The sequence below is a fragment of the Ruegeria sp. YKSD179 genome, from assembly GCF_059612885.1.
In genome coordinates, this window is sequence record NZ_JBXWRL010000002.1 from 260,106 (window position 1) to 279,201 (window position 19,096).

General features: G+C 52.8%; 20 protein-coding genes and 1 tRNA gene. 2 read left to right on the top strand and 19 right to left on the bottom strand.

Translation table 11 applies throughout. The features are described from left to right. Positions 1–7: 7 nt before the first annotated feature. The gene (locus tag AC2FNE_RS01470; RefSeq protein WP_170603898.1) at positions 8–1,018 is read left to right on the top strand and encodes an Ldh family oxidoreductase; all 1,011 of its coding nucleotides are present in this window, start codon (positions 8–10) and stop codon (positions 1,016–1,018) included. 44 nt (positions 1,019–1,062) lie between these two features. Here AC2FNE_RS01470 and AC2FNE_RS01475 read toward each other — a convergent pair whose 3' ends face one another. The 11 genes from AC2FNE_RS01475 to AC2FNE_RS01525 form a co-directional block, all read right to left on the bottom strand. After that, positions 1,063–2,184: an alpha-hydroxy acid oxidase gene (locus tag AC2FNE_RS01475; protein WP_496804633.1), complete on the bottom strand. Its 1,122-nt coding sequence runs from the start codon at positions 2,182–2,184 to the stop codon at positions 1,063–1,065. Then, on the bottom strand, positions 2,184–2,738 hold the full coding sequence (gene comE / locus AC2FNE_RS01480) for a sulfopyruvate decarboxylase subunit beta (protein ID WP_170476038.1): 555 nt from the start codon (positions 2,736–2,738) through the stop codon (positions 2,184–2,186). The genes AC2FNE_RS01475 and comE overlap by 1 nt, the downstream gene beginning before the upstream one ends. Next, complete coding sequence (gene comD, locus AC2FNE_RS01485) at positions 2,735–3,241, bottom strand: sulfopyruvate decarboxylase subunit alpha (protein WP_170476036.1); 507 nt, start codon at positions 3,239–3,241, stop codon at positions 2,735–2,737. Before comD ends, comE begins: the two co-directional genes overlap by 4 nt. Before the next feature lie 48 nt (positions 3,242–3,289). Continuing rightward, a complete protein-coding gene (locus tag AC2FNE_RS01490; protein WP_496804634.1) occupies positions 3,290–3,700 on the bottom strand; it encodes a universal stress protein in 411 nt (136 codons plus the stop codon). Positions 3,701–3,723: 23 nt separating this feature from the next. Beyond that, positions 3,724–4,704 carry an alcohol dehydrogenase catalytic domain-containing protein gene (locus AC2FNE_RS01495; RefSeq protein ID WP_170603895.1) on the bottom strand — a complete coding sequence of 327 codons (981 nt, stop codon included), beginning with the start codon at positions 4,702–4,704 and terminating at the stop codon, positions 3,724–3,726. After that, positions 4,701–5,462, bottom strand: a complete 762-nt coding sequence (locus AC2FNE_RS01500) for an SDR family NAD(P)-dependent oxidoreductase (protein ID WP_170476031.1) — start codon at positions 5,460–5,462, stop codon at positions 4,701–4,703. The genes AC2FNE_RS01495 and AC2FNE_RS01500 overlap by 4 nt, the downstream gene beginning before the upstream one ends. After that, positions 5,455–6,762, bottom strand: a complete 1,308-nt coding sequence (gene hisD / locus AC2FNE_RS01505) for a histidinol dehydrogenase (protein WP_170476029.1) — start codon at positions 6,760–6,762, stop codon at positions 5,455–5,457. Before hisD ends, AC2FNE_RS01500 begins: the two co-directional genes overlap by 8 nt. Before the next feature lie 12 nt (positions 6,763–6,774). Then, positions 6,775–8,103, bottom strand: a complete 1,329-nt coding sequence (locus tag AC2FNE_RS01510) for a TRAP transporter large permease (protein WP_170603893.1) — start codon at positions 8,101–8,103, stop codon at positions 6,775–6,777. Positions 8,104–8,114: 11 nt separating this feature from the next. Continuing rightward, entirely contained in the window at positions 8,115–8,627 is a 513-nt protein-coding gene (locus AC2FNE_RS01515) for a TRAP transporter small permease (RefSeq protein ID WP_170603892.1), read from the bottom strand. Between the two features lie 111 nt (positions 8,628–8,738). Continuing rightward, on the bottom strand, positions 8,739–9,884 hold the full coding sequence (locus tag AC2FNE_RS01520; protein WP_170603891.1) for a TRAP transporter substrate-binding protein: 1,146 nt from the start codon (positions 9,882–9,884) through the stop codon (positions 8,739–8,741). A gap of 23 nt (positions 9,885–9,907) precedes the next feature. Then, positions 9,908–10,093, bottom strand: a complete 186-nt coding sequence (locus AC2FNE_RS01525; RefSeq protein ID WP_170476021.1) for a hypothetical protein — start codon at positions 10,091–10,093, stop codon at positions 9,908–9,910. 137 nt (positions 10,094–10,230) lie between these two features. On the opposite strand from AC2FNE_RS01525, the gene AC2FNE_RS01530 reads away from it, so the two are divergent. Further along, complete coding sequence (locus AC2FNE_RS01530) at positions 10,231–11,250, top strand: LacI family DNA-binding transcriptional regulator (protein ID WP_170610322.1); 1,020 nt, start codon at positions 10,231–10,233, stop codon at positions 11,248–11,250. Positions 11,251–11,261: 11 nt separating this feature from the next. Here AC2FNE_RS01530 and AC2FNE_RS01535 read toward each other — a convergent pair whose 3' ends face one another. The 8 genes from AC2FNE_RS01535 to AC2FNE_RS01570 form a co-directional block, all read right to left on the bottom strand. Continuing rightward, complete coding sequence (locus AC2FNE_RS01535; RefSeq protein ID WP_496804635.1) at positions 11,262–13,103, bottom strand: V-type ATP synthase subunit A; 1,842 nt, start codon at positions 13,101–13,103, stop codon at positions 11,262–11,264. Continuing rightward, positions 13,100–13,783: a hypothetical protein gene (locus AC2FNE_RS01540; RefSeq protein WP_496804636.1), complete on the bottom strand. Its 684-nt coding sequence runs from the start codon at positions 13,781–13,783 to the stop codon at positions 13,100–13,102. Before AC2FNE_RS01540 ends, AC2FNE_RS01535 begins: the two co-directional genes overlap by 4 nt. 1 nt (position 13,784) lies before the next feature. After that, on the bottom strand, positions 13,785–14,462 hold the full coding sequence (locus AC2FNE_RS01545) for a hypothetical protein (RefSeq protein WP_170476014.1): 678 nt from the start codon (positions 14,460–14,462) through the stop codon (positions 13,785–13,787). Next, the gene (locus AC2FNE_RS01550; RefSeq protein ID WP_496804658.1) at positions 14,462–14,869 is read right to left on the bottom strand and encodes an ATP synthase subunit C; all 408 of its coding nucleotides are present in this window, start codon (positions 14,867–14,869) and stop codon (positions 14,462–14,464) included. Before AC2FNE_RS01550 ends, AC2FNE_RS01545 begins: the two co-directional genes overlap by 1 nt. A gap of 32 nt (positions 14,870–14,901) precedes the next feature. After that, on the bottom strand, positions 14,902–16,698 hold the full coding sequence (locus tag AC2FNE_RS01555; RefSeq protein WP_496804637.1) for a V-type ATP synthase subunit I: 1,797 nt from the start codon (positions 16,696–16,698) through the stop codon (positions 14,902–14,904). Further along, on the bottom strand, positions 16,695–17,300 hold the full coding sequence (locus tag AC2FNE_RS01560) for a V-type ATP synthase subunit D (RefSeq protein ID WP_170603886.1): 606 nt from the start codon (positions 17,298–17,300) through the stop codon (positions 16,695–16,697). Before AC2FNE_RS01560 ends, AC2FNE_RS01555 begins: the two co-directional genes overlap by 4 nt. Further along, entirely contained in the window at positions 17,278–18,639 is a 1,362-nt protein-coding gene (locus AC2FNE_RS01565) for a V-type ATP synthase subunit B (protein WP_170603885.1), read from the bottom strand. Before AC2FNE_RS01565 ends, AC2FNE_RS01560 begins: the two co-directional genes overlap by 23 nt. A gap of 379 nt (positions 18,640–19,018) precedes the next feature. Beyond that, positions 19,019–19,093 (bottom strand) — tRNA-Glu (locus AC2FNE_RS01570). Between the last annotated feature and the right edge of the window lie 3 nt (positions 19,094–19,096).

Consider the following 19,096-nt stretch of genomic DNA (forward strand, 5'->3'; position numbering starts at 1 on the left):
CGCAAAGATGACTGATACAAAAACACTTTCTATTGCTGAAATCGAAGATCTTGCATTTCGCGCATTGGTGGCCGCTGGTACAAGCGCAGAGAACGCCAGACCGTTGGCCGTGGCAACTGCGGCCACCGAGGCTGATGGCGTGGCCAGTCACGGTCTCGCCTATATTCCAATCTACTGTGAGCATGTGCAATGCGGAAAGGTTGATGGTCAAGCGGAACCCACGTTGGCGCGACCAAGGCCGGGGGTTGTTACTGTCGACGCGGCCACGGGCTTTGCCCATTCTGCCATCGAACTGGGCTTCGCAGAATTGGTGCCAGCAGCGCGGGAACAGGGCGTGGCGGCGCTTTCAATCAGAAACAGTTATAATTGCGGCGTGTTAGGGTATCACACCCATCGATTGGCGCAGGCTGGGCTTGTTGGGTTGGGCTTTACGAACGCGCCGGCTTCGATTGCGCCGTCAGGCGGTTCGATACCAGTCGTTGGCACCAATCCGTTTTCTCTTGCCGTTCCGGGAGCAGGTGGTCAGCCCGCTTTGCTGATCGATCAAAGCGCAAGTACCATCGCTAGAAGCGAAGTTATGAAACACGCACGCGAAGGCAAACCAATTCCGATTGGCTGGGCCCTGGACCCCGATGGCAATGCTACTAACGACCCAGCAGTGGGCCTGAAGGGGTCAATGGCCCCTTCCGGCGGGTACAAGGGTGTTGGGATCGCGCTCCTAACCGAGGTTATGGCCGCGGCACTCACTGGGGCTACGCTGGGAATCCACGCTTCGCCTTTTTCGGGAACGGCGGGCGGCCCGCCGAAGACCGGTCAGTTTTTCATTGCTATAGATCCGAGCGCCACCTCTGACGACTTGTTCTCGACGGGGATTGCCGGGCTAGTCGATGCAATCCGGATGCAAAAAGGCGCGCGTCTGCCCGGCGATGGACGCGGGGCAAAGCGTTTGCGCGCCCAAGCGGATGGGGTTGCGGTAAATATTGCGACTTTGGAGAAGATTGAAGCCATTATGAATTGAACATGCAGCGTGTACCTCCGGTCCGCTGTCGGTTTTTTCCAAAGCTATTGCGCCGGAGCATTTTTTTTGGATCGCAGTTGATTGACCTCGGTGATCCCAAGCTGCGCCATCGCGATGTCCACTTCGTCGGTCAGGATAGACCACAGCTGATGAAGGCCATTTTCTCCTTCCGCTGCGATTGCAAATTGCATGATCCGACCGAAAAAAACGAAGTCCGCACCAGACACAAGTGCTTTCAGAACATCCTCTCCAGATCGCAGACCGCTATCATAGAAAAGGGGATAATCTTCACCAACCGCTGCGCGGATTTCAGGCAGCATCAAAAATGGTGATGGGGCACTTTCCAGCTGTCGGGCGCCGTGGCTCGACACCTGAATAGCGTCGACCCCAGCATCCTTGAGCGCTACCGCGTCTTCGACGTCCAATACGCCTTTGACGACCAGATTGCCGGACCAGCGTTCCCTGAGGCGCGCCAATGTTTGCCAATCTGCCTTTGCGCGGCTTTCGGTTCGGTCGAATTCATAGCCTTCCATCTGAAAGTTTGCCATCTGGGGCTTACCCCGCATCAATGTGGTCAGGGACCAGCGTGGGTGAAGTGCGAAATCCAGAACTTGCTTGGGACCCATCCGAAACGGCATCCGGAAGCCATGGCGCAATTCGCGCGGACGTCGACCCACTTCGGGAACGTCCACGGTTAGTACAAGAGTTTCGTATCCAGCCTCCTTTGCCCGGTCCACCAGTTTAAAAGTCCCGGTGCCATCGCCGCTGAAATATAATTGAAACCACGCATTTCCTTCTGCCGCGAGGATTATCTCTTCCATTGATGTCGAAGCGACAGTTGAAACCCCAAGTGGAACTGAATACTTCGCCGCCAGCCGGGCCAGCATCATATCTGCACCCGGAGCCGAAAGGTTGCACATACCCATTGGTGCGATACCAAACGGCGCTTTCGCTGCTTTGCCAAAAACTGAACTTGCTACGGACCTCTCGCTGACATCTCGAAGGATTCGAGGGCGCAGGGTCATTGCGTCCATTGCTGCGCGGTTTCGTACGGCCCCAGTTTCGCCACCTGCCGACCCGTCGATATAGTCAAATACCATCCACGGCAGACGCCGCCGCGCTAGGCGGCGGGCGTCGTCTGAACAGTGAATGGCGCTTTGCGGCATTATGCCTGTACGGCTTTCATGAACCTGTCACGGATAACGACCGGGTCCATTGTGATAACTGGCATCTTGGCGTTACCACTTTCACATTTGCTGACGATGATCGTCATTTTCTTGGCATCAAGCGCTTCTTGCAGCGCGCGACCAGTATCTTCGGCCGTACATTCTATGACGCGTTCGCATCCAGCAGCCTCAGCCATTTTCGTAAGAGAGGTTTTTTGTCCTGCATAGGTAGGCTGATCACCCGTTGAACCGTAAGATCCATTGTCGATGATCAACAGAATGTAATTGTCGCTCACGTTGTTGGCGATTGTCGGCAAGGTGCCAAGATTAGTCAGGATTGACCCGTCACCATCGATCACGATCACCGGCTTCGGCTGAGAAAGGGCCAAACCCAAACCTATGCTCGACGCCAAACCCATGGTGCCCAGCATATAGAAATTGGTCGGCTGGTCATCGATAGCGTGCAGCTCCTGGCTTGGAATGCCGATGTTGCAGACAACCAGTTGATCGCGCAGGATCGGAGCTATTTCTTTTAGGATTTCAGAACGGATCATTGGTCGCCATAGCCTCCCCAAAAGTTGGCATCGGTCAGGATTGCGACCGGTTTGTTGCACATGAACGTGTACTTGAGGATCATGTCCAATTCCTCGACATCCTTCTGATGGTGAAAATGATAGGTCGGGATGTTCATTTGTGCCAACAGCGCTTTAGTATGAACCGCCATTTCCACCTGACAAGCAACAGGTTCACGTAATTCCCCGCGATAAGAAATAAGCATCGGCAGAGGCATGCGGTAATATTGGATCAGTGTAGCAAGAGTGTTGATCGTCACACCGATGGCTGTGTTTTGCATTATGATTGCAGGACGCTTTCCACCCATCCAGGCGCCAGCGCACAGACCCATCCCTTCGTCCTCTTTATTCGAGGGGATGTGAAAAATTTCATCATGTGCATCGATTTCCTCGATTACTCCGGCCAATTGCTTGCATGGCACGGTGGTAACAAACGAAATATTGTTTGCCACAAGATCGTCGGTGATCTTTTTGTCTATGTTCATTTCCGGTCTGTCTGTCCTTTGTGAGGCGCAAGAGGCGCGATTAACGGTTCAAGGATTGCGGTGAACATGCACGGCACAGGGCGCATGTCGGACGACCCGCGATGCGGTCGACCCAAGAAAATAGTCGCTTATTCCGGGCTTGTGTGAGCCGATTACAATGCAATCGACTTTATTCTCAGTGGCATAATCTATGATTGTACGCGCTGTATGGCCCTTGGTGATTTCGGCTGTAACACCTTCAAGATTGGCAGTTTTTTCCAGCAAAAGCTGGCGTGCACGCCGATAGGATTCTTCGACCAAGGAGTTGTCCAGATAGGTGCTGACCGAGCCCTGCGGTAACTCGTAAACGTGAAGCGCCACGATCTGTGCCCCTTCACACGACAGTGCACGGGCTATTTCGAGCGTATTTTGCGAAATGTCATGGTCCAGCGCCATTGGGACAAGAATTTTCTTATACATGTGTGCCTCCGGTTGTTTCGGGTCTATGCCCATGGGGACAGAATAATCTTTGGTGCAGCGACCGTACCAGAACGGATGTCTTGAAAAGCGCGCGCGCCATCAGACAAGGCGCGCTCTTCCGTCCAATCAAGTGTTCCAAGTCGCCCATCAAAGATCGCTTGTGCCGTTTGACGAAAATCTTCGACAGTATAGGTATACGTCCCGATAAAGGTAATTTCCTGCAAGGTCATGCGCCGCACGTCCAACCCGCCGGCATCTTCGCCTAGACCAACATGCGCGATTACTCCGCCTGGCGCGGCGCAGGCAGAGGCGGTCGCGCGAGTGGCTGCATAACCGACGGCATCGATGACAATTGAGTAAGTCCCATCAGGTTCAGCACAGACTTCGAGTCCGCCCAAATCCACAAGAAATTCCCGGCGCACATTGTTTGGCTCTGAAATCACCGTGTCCGCAACTCCCATCGCCTTAAGGGCTAACGCTGCAGCCAGACCGATGGCTCCGCCGCCAATAACGAGGGCGCGTTGCTCCATCGCAGGGTTCAACGCCTCGAGCGCCAACCTGACAGCATGCCAACTTACAGCCAAAGGCTCTGCCAGAGCTGCTTTGACCATTGGAACGTGGTCAGGAACCTGAACAAGATTTGCCTCTGGCATGGCGACGAATTGTGCAAAGGCACCTTCGCGCGGTGGCATCGATATTATTTGACGGTCCGGGCAGAGGTTTTCACGACCAGACGTACAAGCCGGGCAATTGCCGCAAGACACCAATGGGTTGATAGTCACGCGCTTTCCGTCTTTTGGTCCGCCCACAATAACTCCGGCCGCCTCGTGGCCAAGGATCAGCGGGGCAGGGCGCCGGGCATCGTGCCCAAGATATGCATGCATGTCTGAGCCACAAATCCCAACGGCCTCGACTCGGATCAGATGCTCATTGGTATTGGGAGCAGCATCCGGCACATCTTCGAAAGTTAATCGTTCTACACCTTGATAAACCAGAGCTTTCATTTTGCTGTAAATCCCCCGTCCACCATAAGGATTTGTCCAGTCACATAATCCGAAGCCTTAGAGCACAAAAACAGTATTGGACCGTCGATATCCTCCATTTGACCATTTCGTCGTATGCAGGTTTGCGCAGCGTTACGTGCAGCACGCTCAGGGTCGTCAAACACTGCTTGGGTCAGTTCTGTCGGGAAAAACCCTGGTCCGATGGCATTCGCGTTAATGCCGTGGGGCGACCACGCTTCGGCCATAGCCCGGGTCAATTGTCCTATTCCGCCCTTTGTGGCGCCATATGCAACGCCACCTGGAAAAGCTCGACTGGTTTGCAGAGAGGCAAAATTAACAATCCGTCCCCATCCGCGTTCCTTCATGGCGGGAACCATCGCTTGGCTTAGAAAGAATGGAGCACTCAAATTCAGTGCCAAAGTGGTATCCCACCCTTCCGGAGTCACGTCGTCCGCAGCTTCACGTGTGTTAATGCCTGCAGCATGGACCAGAATGTCCGGTGCACCGAATTTTGATGAGACTTCCTTCGCCAGCGATGCAACACCTGATCGATCCGCAACATCGCCAACGACAGCTGCGGCACGCTCCCCGATCTCGTCACACATTTGTGCCAGCGCTTCGGTGCGTCTTGCCAAACCGACGACACAGGCGCCAGCATCAGCCAACGTTTTCGCGGCTTGCCGGCCAAGGCCCGAGCTGGCGCCAGTGACGCAAGCCACCCGTCCAGACAGGTCAAACAACGTTCGTGGATCAGCCATCGGCGGTCAGGTCGAACTTTTCGTCGGGAAAATACTTCGCAAGACGTACATCTGCCGCCCGGGCGTGTCCTTCCATACCTTCAAGGCGGGAAATACGCGCAGTCGCTTCGGCGATCGATTTTGAACCCTCTCGCGTTGCTCGCTGCCATGTCACGATTTTCATGTATTTGTGCACGCTCAGTCCGCCAGTGTAGCTGGCGGCACCGGATGTCGGTAGAACGTGGTTCGTCCCTGTCGCCTTGTCTCCGTAAGACACAGTTGTTTCCTCGCCTAGGAACAGCGAACCATAACAGGTCAGTCGGTTCAGCCACCAATCCAGATCTTCGGCCTGAACAGTTAAATGCTCGGGGGCATATTCGTCCGAGCAGGCGGCCATCTCTTCGCGGTCAGAGCAAACGATCACTTCGGCATAGTCACGCCACGCAGCAAAGGCATTCTCGCGGTTCAGCTCTGGCAGGTCGTCGATAAGGGTAGGGACCAAATCCATAACCTTCTGTGCAAGTTCGCGGTCGTCCGTGACTAACCAGACTGGAGAGTTGTAGCCATGTTCGGCTTGGCTGACCAAATCGGTTGCAACCACATGCGCGTCGGATGTGGAATCCGCAAGGATCAGACTGTCGGTTGGGCCAGCGATCATGTCGATGCCAACTTTGCCATACAAAATACGTTTTGCCTCGGCCACGAACTGGTTGCCAGGGCCCACAAGAATGTTAGCTCTTGGTAGGCCAAACAAGCCGTATGTCATTGCGGCCACACCCTGAACGCCTCCCATGGCCAGAATACTGTTGGCCCCGCAGATGTGTGCGGCGTAAACAATCGCAGGTGCCACGCCTTCGCCTGGACGCGGCGGTGAACAGGCGGTGATGTGACGGCAGCCAGCAACTTTGGCAGTTGTAACGGTCATGATTGCGCTGGCGATGTGGCTGTATCGTCCACCTGGCACATAACACCCTGCGGCGTCGACGGGGATCGCTTTTTGACCTGCAATGAAACCGGGTACAATTTCCATCTGTACATCCGACACAGTAGCTTTTTGCGTTTCCGCAAATCTGCGAACGTTGTCGTGTGCAAAACGGATATCAGCCTTAAGTTTTTCAGGCACCAGCGCGCATGCAGCGTCGATTTCCTCTTGGCTCAGCAACACGTTGCCTTCGTACTTGTCGAACTTGGCTGCATATTCCAGCGCCTTTGCGTCGCCGCCCGCCTCAATGTCGGCGAGGATGGTTTTGACGGTGTCATGCACTTCTGAGGCATGCGATTGCGCCGTCAGGGTAGCCTTTTTCAGATAGTCACGAGGCATATTAAGCTGGTCCTATTGGTAGATTGCAGGAAGCAAAGTTGTAGATACGGATGGAACATATGCGATCAGGAGAACAACGATCAGCATAGTTAATACAAAAGGAACCGCGCGCGCCGCAATCTTCAGAATCGACTCACCTGTAATGCCAGATACGACGAACAGGTTCAGGCCCAGTGGCGGGGTGATAAAACCAACACCAAGCGCGGTTATCATCATGATGCAAAACTGAATCTCGTTCATGCCGATGTTGTCGGCCAAAGGCTTTAGAATGGGCGCAAGGATCACGATGTTTGGTGTCGTTTCCATAACACAGCCGGCAGCGATCAGTATGCCAATCATTAGAAGGATCAGCAGGTAGGGATCGTCTGTAAGAGAGGTGATCGAGGCGACGAAGCCCTGAGGAACGCCCATGATGGCCAGCGCTTCGGCAAGCGGAGCGGAAAAGGCGATAATCGGGAGAATGACGCCGTTTACCTTAGCAGAGCTCACCAGCATCGAAGGGAAATCAGCCAGTGTAAGCGTACGCAGGATGAAGCCCATGATAATTGTGACGACGACCGCGGTCGCGCCCGCCTCGGTTGGTGTCAATCGGCCAGAGAAGATACCGTAAAAAATGATGCCCGGCACAATGAATGCATACCAACCTGATTTCAGGGCTTTGCCCAGATTGGCCAGCCATTCGCCAAAGGTCATCATGCCGCCGCCTTCGTAACCGTAAATACGGTTAACGACGATATTGGTAATCAGGATTGATACGAGAATTGCCAGGCCGGGTATCAGCGCCGCCAGAAACAAAGTTGACGCGGATATTCCTAACACCAGACCAATAATGATATATGCAATTGAAGGCGGAATGAGAATGCCGGTGCAAGCACCCGCAGCTACCAAGGCGCAGGCATAGGGACGTGGATAGCCGCTTTCGACAAGTCGGTTAATTGTCATACGGCCGACAGCGGCTGCGCCTGCGGCGTCTGAGCCGGAGATGGCCGCAAACATACCGCAGACCAAAACGGTGGCCGAACCAAAACCGCCCTTTGCGAAGCACGTAAGCGCCTCGGCAACGTCCAGAAATTTCCGCGAAAGGCCGGTGCGAACAAGCACGTCGCCTGTCAAGATGAACAGCGGCACAGCGGTGAGTGCAAAAGCGTCAATTCCGGTAAAGAGGCTCTCACCAACCAGGCTAAGCGGCAAGTCGCCCGACATGATCAGCATAACAATCGCTGCGGTGCCGATGGCGGCCCAAACCGGAACCGCTAGGGCGATTAGGCCAACAAAAAGAATGACCGGAAGATAAAAATCCCAGCCGAGTTCGACCGTTTGGTTGAGGGAATTCCAGAGCATTCTTGATCTCCTCAGTCAAACAGTTTGTCGCCTTCGAAGACGGGAGTGCCGTCGCGAAGGGATTTCAGATCACGTAACAGGGATTGGATTAAGCGCCAGATCATAAGCGCGAAACCTGTCGGCACAGCCATCAAGAACCACACTTTGGAGACCCGAAGCCCGTCAGTGACCGATCCAAACTTGGCCGAGACATGCACGGCCTCGTATGACCAGTAGAGAGCAATTATCGCCACGGCGAACATCACCAGATCACCAAAAATATAAAGAACTGCCTTAGGCCGGGGGCCGAGGTAGTGCATTATCACATCGATGCGAATATGCGCGCGCTCCTTGATTGCAGCGGCGGCCCCGATCCACGCGAGATAGATAAATGAATAGCGGACTATTTCTTCTCCCCAGATGGAAGAGTACGCGAATATTTCGCGCCGAAGGACCTCGATGGCCATAGTTATGACCAACATCACGTAGAACACCAGCAACAGCCAGCGTTCGGCGTTTCGATCTATTTTTTGAAGTGCGGTCATCGTTCCCCTCGGCAATAGAACAGCCAGGCTGGAACCTTTTGGTTCGGGCCCTTTGAGGCATGGCTGACAGATTAGGTGGCGGACGCAGAAATAGCGTCCGCCTGACTTATTTTACGCATCGTGGACGTAATATTTTCCTTGAGTTCCAGCTGCTTCGACCAACTTCTCAAAGTTATCCATCGATCCGGCTAGCTCGGTCTTGAACGGATCCCATTCAGACCGCTGATAACCGCCGGCATCCTGCCATTCAGCCAATTGATCTTCGCTGAGGGAGTGGAATTCAACCCCCGCTTTAGTTAGTTCAGACATCGCGTAAGCGCGCGCCGAAGGCACCTTGGACAGGTTCTGATGACCCGTCATTTCCGCGCCCCACATGATGCCTTCCTGGACATCGGCGGGTACCGAATTGAACCATTCAAGGTTGCAGGAGTAAACCTGACTGTCCGGAACGGCCTGAGTGAAAGTCACGTGGCTAAGGATGTCTTTAAACCCGAATACATAAAGCGCTCCAACCGATGGATCGAGAGCGTCAGCAACACCTTGCTTGATCGCTGACGGAGTTTCGCCCCAAGCAACCGGCGTTGGGTTTGCACCAACCATGCGATAGTATTGCTGCAACATTTTTGAGCCGGGAACGCGGAACTTGATACCGCTCATGTCACCGGGCGTTATCACTGCGTTGCCGCCCTGACGGACCGCGACGACACGTGGATCAATTACCACGTAAAACAGTGCCTTAAAGCCGGCAGCCTCAACCTTGGGGTGGACCTCGCTTTTCCAGGTGTCAGAGTGAACCAAGTTGGTGAATCTTTGGTTTGAGCCACACAGGTAGGGCATATTGATCAGGTCAACCGTCGATGCAAAGGGAGCAAAATTCGACAGTGAATGTTGCGCAGCTTGAATCGTTCCGCCCTGAACTTTCTGCACAAGTGAACCGCCAGCACCCAGCTGTCCACCCGGTGCCAGTTTAACATAGACCTTACCATTGGTCGCGTTCTGGATATTTTCTTTCAGATCCAGCTGCATGATCGGGTAACTGCGCGATGCGCCGAGCACATAAGCGGTCGCGATGGTCATGACGTGGTCGGCGGCCTTTTCCCGTTCACTTTCTTCTTTTGCGGTCTGCGCTGCGGCTTCAGATGACCACAGTATTCCGCCAGCACCGGCAACCAATGCAGCAGTGAAGGCGCCACTGGCACTCAGCTTCAGGAAATTACGGCGCTCTGCCGATGCAATTTCATTTCTATCGTCGTTCATTTATTGCCCTCCCAAGCAAAAATTCAGCTGCCATCACTGGCATCGCGGTCAGCTTCTTTTTTAAGAATTGCGACAACGAACAAGATCGATGCCGCGAAAAGAACCAACATCTCTTGCACATCCCCAAGAAAGGCGTCGCCTGCAAATGCGCCCAAAGCCACGTTCGTGAAATAGATGACAAACACGATGATGGATGCAGCAAGAAACATTTTTCCGGGACTCCTTATAGAATCGGTCCATTTATACTTGTAAGCGCTTACATTGCAAATGCAAGCGCTTACATATTTACTTTCATCTCCGCCTGGATGTGTTAAGAATTAGGAAAACGCAAAGCTCAGGTTCAGAAATGTCAAAACTCCGGTCAGTTCCGACCTTGGATGATGTAGCCAAAAGGGCAGGAGTTTCGACCGCGACTGTGTCGAGATGTCTGAATGATCCCAAGCGCGTGGTCGCGGCGACGCGTGAACGTGTGATGTCCGCTGTTGAGGCATTGGGCTATACCCCAAATTTCGCGGCGCGAGTGATGGCAGCCAAACGATCATTCACGATTGGGGCGATCATTCCCACAATGGAAAACGCAATTTTTGCGAGAGGTCTGCAAGCTTTCCAGGAAGAAATTCACAAGCGTGGATATACGCTTTTGGTCTCCAGTTCCGCGTACAAGCCAGAAGTCGAAGAGGAGCAAATAAGGACGTTGGTGGCGCGTGGCGCCGATGGATTATTGCTGATTGGACATGACCGACAAGCGCGCATTTATGATTATCTCGAACAGCAAAAAGTTCCTGTAATGGTCGCATGGTCGTTCATACCGGGGAAACGGACCCCTTCGATTGGGTTCGATAACCGACAGGCTATGATGGCTCTGGCCGATGAGGTCATCAAGCTGGGCCATCAAAGTTTGGCGATGATTTCGGGGATGAGTCAGGGAAACGACAGAGCACGGTTAAGGATTCAGGGCGTTAAAGACGCGATGCAAATGCACGGACTGTCCCCAGAGACACTGTCTATTGTCGAAACTCCCTATGAAATTGAAAATGGAGCGGAGGCGTTTGAACATTTGATTGCAGAGGACAATCGACCAACTGCGATTTTGTGCGGCAACGACGTTTTAGCAGTCGGAGCAGTGAGGCAGGCTGAAAAAATGGGGCTTCGCGTACCGGACGATATATCAATTACGGGATTTGACGATATCGAACTGGCGCGCATTGTACAGCCAGGATTGACGACCATTCATGTTCCGCACAGAGAAATGGGTCGCAAGGCGGCATCTGAGTTAATCGAGATGATAGAACATTCAAAACCGGGGCAATCCATTCGTCTGGATACCAAAATAGTGTCGAGACATTCGCTGACGTGTCCGCGCTAGGTGCGCCCTGGTCAAAGGCCGAATTTTTCGTGGCACAAGTTGCTAATCTGCCCCCAGATGGACTTGAATTCCGGTGTGTTTTCAGCGGCATAGTGGAAGTTCTTCATTAAGCCAGTCAGTTGCGTAAACACCTGACGAGCCTCAGCTTTGTCGGCAAAAGGCGGATTGGATCGGGCGATATCGTAAACCTGCTTAAATGTCATCTTTTGACGTTCCAGTGGCACTGTGGCGTCCACTTTGTCAAATGCGTCTTGCTGTAGGTAGACCATATCGACAAACAGTGCTTTTTGCTGGGTTACAAAGTCGTCGATTGTCACGCCTTCTTCGCCGGTTACCTGCATCATTTGGTCGACTTGTTCTCCTTTTTCGATCAGCTCCAGCAGGTTCTTGACTTTATGTGTCCATCCGGGCTCGGCGTTTTTGTCATACCAATCGGAAAGTTGATCCAGATACCGCGACCAACTCAGCATGGGGTCAACTGCCGGATAGAAACGCTTGTAAGCGCGCTCTGAAGAAAGGCCTAGAAAACACTTGACCGTCGAAAGCGTCGACTGCGTGACAGGTTCATCAAAGTTGCCACCTGCAGGAGAGACGGTACCGATTAGTGTCAAGCTTCCGGTGTCACCGTCATTGGTTCGCAACGCTCCGGCACGTTCGTACAAACCCTTGATCGAACTTTCCAGATAGGCTGGAAATCCTTCCTCTCCGGGAATTTCTTCGAGTTTGCCTGATGTTTCACGCATTGCCTGCGCCCATCGACTTGTACTGTCTGCGATCAGCAAAACTTCGAACCCCATTTGCCGGTAATACTCGCCCAGTGTGATCCCAGTGAAAATCGATGCCTCGCGCGCGGCCACTGGCATGGACGAAGTGTTGGCGATGATAATTGTGCGATCCATCAGGCTGCCGCCTGATGTGGGATCAGTCATTTTTGGAAATTCAGTTATAGTTTCAACAACTTCTCCGGCACGCTCACCGCAAGCCACCACGATAACGATATCGACCTTGGCATTTCGGGCGATCAAGTTTTGCAGCACGGTTTTACCTGCACCAAATGGGCCGGGAATACATGCAGTTCCACCGCGGGCAATCGGAAAAAAGGTATCAATCAATCGCTGCGATGTCAGAACAGGTTCTGTGGGGTATAACCGCTCGCAAAGTGCTCGCTTCAGAATGCTTTCCGGCAAAGCCCGCCTTACAGGCCATTTTTGTGACAGGGCGAGAGTATGTTCTCCGCCTTGTTCGTCTTCAAGGCGTGCAACGATATCCTGGATCGTTGCGGCACCCTTTTGAACCCAAACGACTTTGTACCGGCCAGTCCAATTGAATGGCACCATGATTTTGTGGGTAAAACGACCCTCGGGGACTGACCCGATGCTGTCGCCCGCCGTGACCATATCACCGACTTTGACAATTGGTGTGAACGACCATTTAGCTAGGGTATCCAATGCCGGTACTTCGGCGCCACGGGGAAGAAAAGTGCCAAATTCAGCCGCCACCTTGGGCAAGGGTGCCTGAAGTCCGTCATAGACCTGCCCCAATAACCCAGGCCCCAATTCGACCGAAAGCAATTGCCCACTTTGTTCAACTGGGTCACCGACGGCAACACCATCCGTATTCTCATAAACCTGAACATCGGCAGTGTCGCCGCGTACGCGCAACACTTCGGCTTTCAGCCGTTCTTGTCGCATATTCTCGACCAAACGCGAGGGCAGGATATAGACAACTTCGTTTTTGACCAACTGTCCGGGTCGCCCCGTTGCGTCTGGAATAGCCTGAATTTCAACCAGCCCTTCCTGAAATGAAACGACTCTTGCAGTCACTGTGTCAGAAGATGTGGATCGGGCTGTCATGCGCTTATTCCCTGATATTCAATATCGGCCATTGCCTGTTGCGCCAAATTCTCGAAACGTGTCGCCGCTTCTTGCGCGTTGCTTTGTGCCCAGCGGTCAAAAATATTCCAGATTAATACGTAGATCGCGACGGCCTCGAAATCGAACATGTGACGAGCAGCGTGCCGCTTTAGCTGTGTATGGCTCACAGACAAAAGTAGTCGTTCAAGTCCCAGCGGATCGTCGTTATCCAGCAGTTGGTTCGCTTGTGATGCCCATGGCACCTGGGTCTCAAGTCTAAAGGTCGGGTCGTTCCAATTGGCAGGGATATGTCGGCTCCAACGGCTGAAACCGAAAGGCCCAGAAGGAGGTTCAACGCCGTGTTTTCGCAACCGCATTGCGGCAACAATGGTGCGCATATCCATACGCTCATTGAACAGAGTGCGCAGTGACGCGTGTGGGATATTCTTCAACGTGCATTTACACCGTTCAACCGCCTGCGCGTCGGTGACATCCATGTCATAGGCGCTCCAACTCAGCGTGTTCTCAATGGAGTTTAGGATCTTAGCATCTTTGGCCGACAAAGCCTTCAGGCGGCGATCTAGCCTAAGCCGTGATAGAGGCGGCTGTTTGGCGACAAACAAACGCTCGGATCCGGGAAGGCTGCTGATCAGCGCGATATAGGCGTCAGCGACTGACATCTTACCGGATTACCCCCTCGAGAATGGCACGGAAACGCGGTTGAAGATGTTCCATAAGCAAGGCCGCCACCGCCTTATCGCTTAGGTCCAGAACAACACCCTCATCCTCAGCCCGGACCCTAATCCCACCCTGATTATCGTCCGCGGCGTGTAACTCGACATTCTCGCGAAGCATTTTGGCCGTCAGGCCCAGCACATATTTCGTAAGTTTTCCGGACTGAATGTCGTCCGCGTTCTGTTTGATATCTTCTTGGGTTGCGACTTTTGCCGGCAGTATAACTTGTACCTTTCCTTCGAGCTTTGCCTCGTCAGCCGCGCGCCCCACGACCTCTAGTATCATCTGCTTTAATAGTTTGGGGTCAGCCAATTCTTTTGTCACAAGTCGTTGGACGTCTTCTGCAAATCTATCGGTCAGCCCGGCCTTCATTGTCAGAACTGCGTCCCGCATAGCAGTGTTAAGCGCCTCTTCTCCTGCTGAACGATAATTATCGGCCTCTGTACGAGCTTTTTTTTGGTACTCATCTGCTTCACGTTTTGCGTCCGACAAAATTTGCGCTGCCTCGGATTTTGCCTCGGTGCGTAATTTTTCACCATCGGCTTGGCCGGCTGTGACCCCTTCGCTGCGCAGCCTTTCGATCAACTCATCTACGCCATGTGAAATCGTACCATTCTGTCCCATCAACTAATCCCCGCGCTGATTACTAGTGCGAACACAAATGCAAAGACGCCGAAACCTTCGATAATCGCGGCTGGCGCCAGCGCTAATCCAAATATCTCTGGTTTTTCCTTGGTGGCATTGATTGCGGCGGCGCAAGCCCGACCTTGCCAGATGCCGCAATACATAAGGGCAATCCCGGATAGAATTCCGATACCGAATAAGCCGCCGGCATTTTCCGGCGTCACGTCGCGGTTCAACGTGAACATTATAACGATACCGTAAATGACCATGGTGGAGGGAAAGGCAGAGACGCCGACAAAGCGGCCATATCCGCCATCAGTTTCGGTCATCGCCCCGATGCTGGCTTGACCCGCGATCGCGCAGCCAATTGCACTGGCCGCGGCACCCAACGCCATTGGAGCGTAGATACCAAGCTAACCCAATGTTAGAACAAGCTCATTCATTCCTGAACCTCCTTGCGGGCAAACGGGCGAAAGACAATCCCTTCATCCGGAAGACCCCATTTAAAGAATTCGATATAGTTGAGGCGCAATCCATGAACGACGCCGCTCATCATCGCGAGGGCGAAATTCAGAATGTGGCCAATGATCAGGATAAGTAGACCGAACAGGATCCCAGGCCCTTTTAGCGCCTGCATTACAGATACCGCCAGATCGTTGAATGTGATTGCGAGCGAGGCCGAGGCTAGTCCAAGCGCAAACAAGCGCATGTAACTTAGTACATCCCCGAACGCGCCCATAGCACCAGCAAGGCTTTGCAGCCCTTCGACAAGGCGCCACAACCAGTCGGTCGGTTTATTGATAACCCGTTCACTTGAAAATAGGATGATGACCAACACACCGACTGCTAAGATTGATGCACCGGGTAGGGGTGCATTACCTTTCATGTAACTGAGCCACAAAACAAACCCACCGATCAGCGCAGCGATCCATCCAAGGTTAGCAACAGCTTTGCGCTGACCCCATGCTGCACGCGCGGCCAATGCGTTGGCCAGCACAAGATGGAAAACGCCGACAACAATGGACACCATCATCATCGCGCTGAAGTTGTTCAAATCGAGAATCTTCAGCTTTGCCCATAGCGATCCATCGGGTGGCGAAGCGCCAAAATAACTTCCGACAAGAATGCCGTATAAGACTGTCGCACCCGCAACTATTAAGCCATATCTGCGCCATGACCGTTCGGATACCGTTCGATCCATTCGGCGCCAGAACAGAAGCATGCCAAACAGGATTACGGCGCCATAGCCCGCATCTGCCACGATCATCGCGAAAAAAATTGCGAAAGAAACAGAGACAATGACGCTTGGGTCCCAGTCTCTGTAACCGGGCACCTGATAGAATAATGCCAGATCGACGGCGGCACTACGATTATCGGGCTGTTCCAACAGGGTCGGAGGGGTTTCGTCTGGCCCTGGCTCTTCGATAAGAACAGCCGCATCTTGGGTTTTCGCCATTTCTAGAACTGCGTCTACCTGTTCTTCCGGTACCCAACCCTGTACGGCGAACATCTGTTCTTCATCTCGAACTTTTTGGATTGCGTGTGCCAACTCCGCTGCACTTTCTGCTAAGGACAGATTCTGACGCATCAGTGTTAGGTATCTGGTCTGTGCAACGCGCTCCGCATCCAGAGATTCCAGAGCGATTTCAGCGTCTTCCAGCTGCGCCTCAAGCTCGTGGATTGGTAGTAAACCGACATGAGTGCGGGGCACAGGTAGAATATCATTCTCGGGTTCGTCGGCTGAGATCAAAACCGCGTAAAGGTATCTGTGATCCTGTTCCAGCACTGCCCAGGGCAATCTTATACCGTCCAAAGATGCGCGGTGCTTGATCGGCAATTGATAGAACCAAAGTCGATTGCCCGCCAAAGCATCCGAAGGAGGAAAATCTAAATCCCCCCACGGACGCACTTGAGAAATTCGATGCTCCAGAAAGTCCCGACGGTCAATTGTATCGCGAGTGCGCTGCATCAGATTACGTATATCTTTGACAAAGCGATCCATATCAAAATTGTTGTCGCGCTGAATCTGGCGTCGCGGGTTTGGAACTTCGGTAAGAAAACGCAATGCTTTATAGGCTTCACGCGCCCCGCGTTCACTGATCTTTTCTGGCTCGCTTGGGATTTCCGCCAACGGCAACACATGCATGCAACCCAAATCTTGCAGAGCTTCTAACGTGGCTGGCTTTTGTGAGGCCATTCCAACCACTGAAAGCTTTTTGAGCCGAGCGACCGTCATAACGTGACCTCATTTGCGTGTTTGCGTTTCGAGATTTTCGAACGCACAACAGCCTGCATTTGCTCATCACTCAAATATATGCGGATTTTCTTGATATTTGCCTTTGCTCTAGGGATAAGCACTTTTTCGAACAGGTTGACCCGTTGCGTGATGGTGGCGACAGACTTATCGAAAATCTTGACGCGCTCCTTGGCGATTTTGACGCGCAGCCTTGCTTCGATCATGTCATGCAGCAGCCGCGCCGCAGCGTCGACCCAATGCGGCTTGGCCAGCGTCGAATATGATCGAACCGCAACTTCAATTCGGTCAAGATCGGGCATTTTCACCCCAACCACGTTGACCTCTTTGACCTTGTAATCCCTCAGTTCGACCAATCCGTCCAAATTAATGCCCCGCTGGGACAGCATTGGCAGTTTTTCCCCAACTTGCTGCGCAAGCTCATTTACCTGATCCTGCAAACGGTCCACTTCTGCGCGTGCTTTTACACGCTCCGCCATCAACTGTTGCCGCTTTAGGTCCAATGACGGCAGAAACCGTTCGAAGCTTTCTAATTGCTTTTGCTCGCGAGCTAGCGAGGACTTATTCAGCTGCAACCGCGCCATTGGTTTCCTTTGGGAAGTACTTGTCGATCAGGGATTGCTTCATTAGCAACTGTTCTGGCGCAAAACACTCGGCCAGTGTTTTCCAGCCCAAATCCAGCGCCTCTTCCAACGGGATCGATACGTTGATGTCCATGAAACGAGTACGAAACAGGTCACCGAATTTCAGTAATTGATGATCGTATTCCGATAAGTCAAAAGCCATCGCTTGCTTCTGCGATGCGTCGCGGCTTTCTGAATATAACCGGATCATTGTGTTCATGATCTGCCCGTGATCCTCACGCGTGGTTTTGCCAATCACATTTTGCTTGAGCCGCGAAAGGCTGCCGAACGGATCAATCACGCCGGAATGCAGATAAAACTGTCCCTCGGTGATGTACCCCGTATTGTCCGGCACCGGATGTGTCACATCGTTACCAGGCATTGTTGTCACGGTCAGAACCGTCACAGAGCCACCCTTGGCGTAGTCGCAAGCTTTCTCATACCGCCGCGCCAATTGGGAATAGAGGTCGCCCATGTATCCGCGCTGAGATGGTACACGTTCTTGGCTGATCCCGACCTCTTTCATGGCGTCAGCATAGGCGGTCATGTCGGTCAAAAGGACCAAAACCCTCTTGCCTTCCTCCAGTGCGAACTTCTCTGCTACGGCCAGTGCCATGTCTGGAACAAGCAGGCGTTCTACCAGCGGGTCCATGGCTTGATTGACGAACATCACGGTCCGAGAGAAGACACCTGCATCTTCAAAGGCGGTTCGGAAAGTATGGTAGTCATCAAATATCAACCCCAGCCCACCGAAGACAACAATATCTGCGTCTGCCTGGATGCCTATTCGACTCAGAAAGGGGTTAAATGGCTCTCCGGAAACCGAAAAAATTGGAATCTTTTGGCTTTCAACCAATGTGTTGAATACGTCGATCATTGGTACATCGGTACGGATCATCTTGTTGGGGACAGCCCGTTCTGCCGGGTTAACCGAGGGCCCTCCAATATCGATCCGTGGCTCTGCCGAAAGGTCTGGTCCACCATCGATAGGAACACCCGCTCCGTCAAATACACGTCCTAAAATATTGGACGAATACGGAGTCCGCATTGGATGCCCCAGAAACGTAGCAGTTGCCTCGGTCGAAATGCCTTTGGTTCCAGAAAAGACCTGCAGGGTTACAACGTCCCGATCAATAAAAATCGCTTGAGCCAGCGTTTTTTGCCCGTCTACGGTTTCTATCATCGCTAAGTCGTTGAATCTAATGTTTAGATCCGTCGTGTTTTGCGGCGGAACCCGAACCTTGATCGTGTCTCCAACAATTTCCAGCACACGTGTATATTTCAGAAGTGTCTGAGACATGGGCTATACTCACGCGGGACGAGCAACTTTAAACTTCGCCGTTGATATTCATAAATATCATTTAGTTAGTGCGACCACCTTACAATGAATCCGGCAATTCTCAAGCACTGGCAGTACTATTCAGCCCGGAGCGGCATGCGACGTGCGGACGTTTCCGACCTTACGTGGGCGACTATTGTGCAGCCGGAATTCAGCGGCTGACATCTTGGGAAAATCGATTGCCACACTCGGTTCGGTCAGCAAAAATTTCGACACTCTGATGGCAAAATCAGGTCGTTGTGACAACGGTTCTAGCGAGGACATCAGAAGAGAAGTTATCTTGCCTCTCAAAACGAGCGTTATTCGACTAGTACTTAGCGATTTCAGGACTTCAACGTAATGGTAGCCCGTAGGGGAATCGAACCCCTCTTTCCAGGTTGAAAACCTGGCGTCCTAACCGATAGACGAACGGGCCGCA

Excerpts from the sequence above, each read along its gene's own strand:
- AC2FNE_RS01530 (WP_170610322.1), top strand. The coding sequence starts at position 10,231 with ATGTCAAAACTCCGGTCAGTTCCGACCTTGGATGATGTAGCCAAAAGG.
- AC2FNE_RS01535 (WP_496804635.1), bottom strand. The coding sequence starts at position 13,103 with ATGACAGCCCGATCCACATCTTCTGACACAGTGACTGCAAGAGTCGTT.
- AC2FNE_RS01565 (WP_170603885.1), bottom strand. The coding sequence starts at position 18,639 with ATGTCTCAGACACTTCTGAAATATACACGTGTGCTGGAAATTGTTGGA.
- hisD (WP_170476029.1), bottom strand. The coding sequence starts at position 6,762 with ATGCCTCGTGACTATCTGAAAAAGGCTACCCTGACGGCGCAATCGCAT.
- AC2FNE_RS01525 (WP_170476021.1), bottom strand. The coding sequence starts at position 10,093 with ATGTTTCTTGCTGCATCCATCATCGTGTTTGTCATCTATTTCACGAAC.
- AC2FNE_RS01540 (WP_496804636.1), bottom strand. The coding sequence starts at position 13,783 with ATGTCAGTCGCTGACGCCTATATCGCGCTGATCAGCAGCCTTCCCGGA.
- comE (WP_170476038.1), bottom strand. The coding sequence starts at position 2,738 with ATGATCCGTTCTGAAATCCTAAAAGAAATAGCTCCGATCCTGCGCGAT.
- AC2FNE_RS01520 (WP_170603891.1), bottom strand. The coding sequence starts at position 9,884 with ATGAACGACGATAGAAATGAAATTGCATCGGCAGAGCGCCGTAATTTC.
- AC2FNE_RS01515 (WP_170603892.1), bottom strand. The coding sequence starts at position 8,627 with ATGACCGCACTTCAAAAAATAGATCGAAACGCCGAACGCTGGCTGTTG.
- AC2FNE_RS01560 (WP_170603886.1), bottom strand. The coding sequence starts at position 17,300 with ATGGCGCGGTTGCAGCTGAATAAGTCCTCGCTAGCTCGCGAGCAAAAG.
- AC2FNE_RS01475 (WP_496804633.1), bottom strand. The coding sequence starts at position 2,184 with ATGCCGCAAAGCGCCATTCACTGTTCAGACGACGCCCGCCGCCTAGCG.
- AC2FNE_RS01495 (WP_170603895.1), bottom strand. The coding sequence starts at position 4,704 with ATGAAAGCTCTGGTTTATCAAGGTGTAGAACGATTAACTTTCGAAGAT.
- AC2FNE_RS01545 (WP_170476014.1), bottom strand. The coding sequence starts at position 14,462 with ATGGGACAGAATGGTACGATTTCACATGGCGTAGATGAGTTGATCGAA.
- AC2FNE_RS01470 (WP_170603898.1), top strand. The coding sequence starts at position 8 with ATGACTGATACAAAAACACTTTCTATTGCTGAAATCGAAGATCTTGCA.
- AC2FNE_RS01500 (WP_170476031.1), bottom strand. The coding sequence starts at position 5,462 with ATGGCTGATCCACGAACGTTGTTTGACCTGTCTGGACGGGTGGCTTGC.
- comD (WP_170476036.1), bottom strand. The coding sequence starts at position 3,241 with ATGAACATAGACAAAAAGATCACCGACGATCTTGTGGCAAACAATATT.
- AC2FNE_RS01510 (WP_170603893.1), bottom strand. The coding sequence starts at position 8,103 with ATGCTCTGGAATTCCCTCAACCAAACGGTCGAACTCGGCTGGGATTTT.
- AC2FNE_RS01555 (WP_496804637.1), bottom strand. The coding sequence starts at position 16,698 with ATGACGGTCGCTCGGCTCAAAAAGCTTTCAGTGGTTGGAATGGCCTCA.
- AC2FNE_RS01490 (WP_496804634.1), bottom strand. The coding sequence starts at position 3,700 with ATGTATAAGAAAATTCTTGTCCCAATGGCGCTGGACCATGACATTTCG.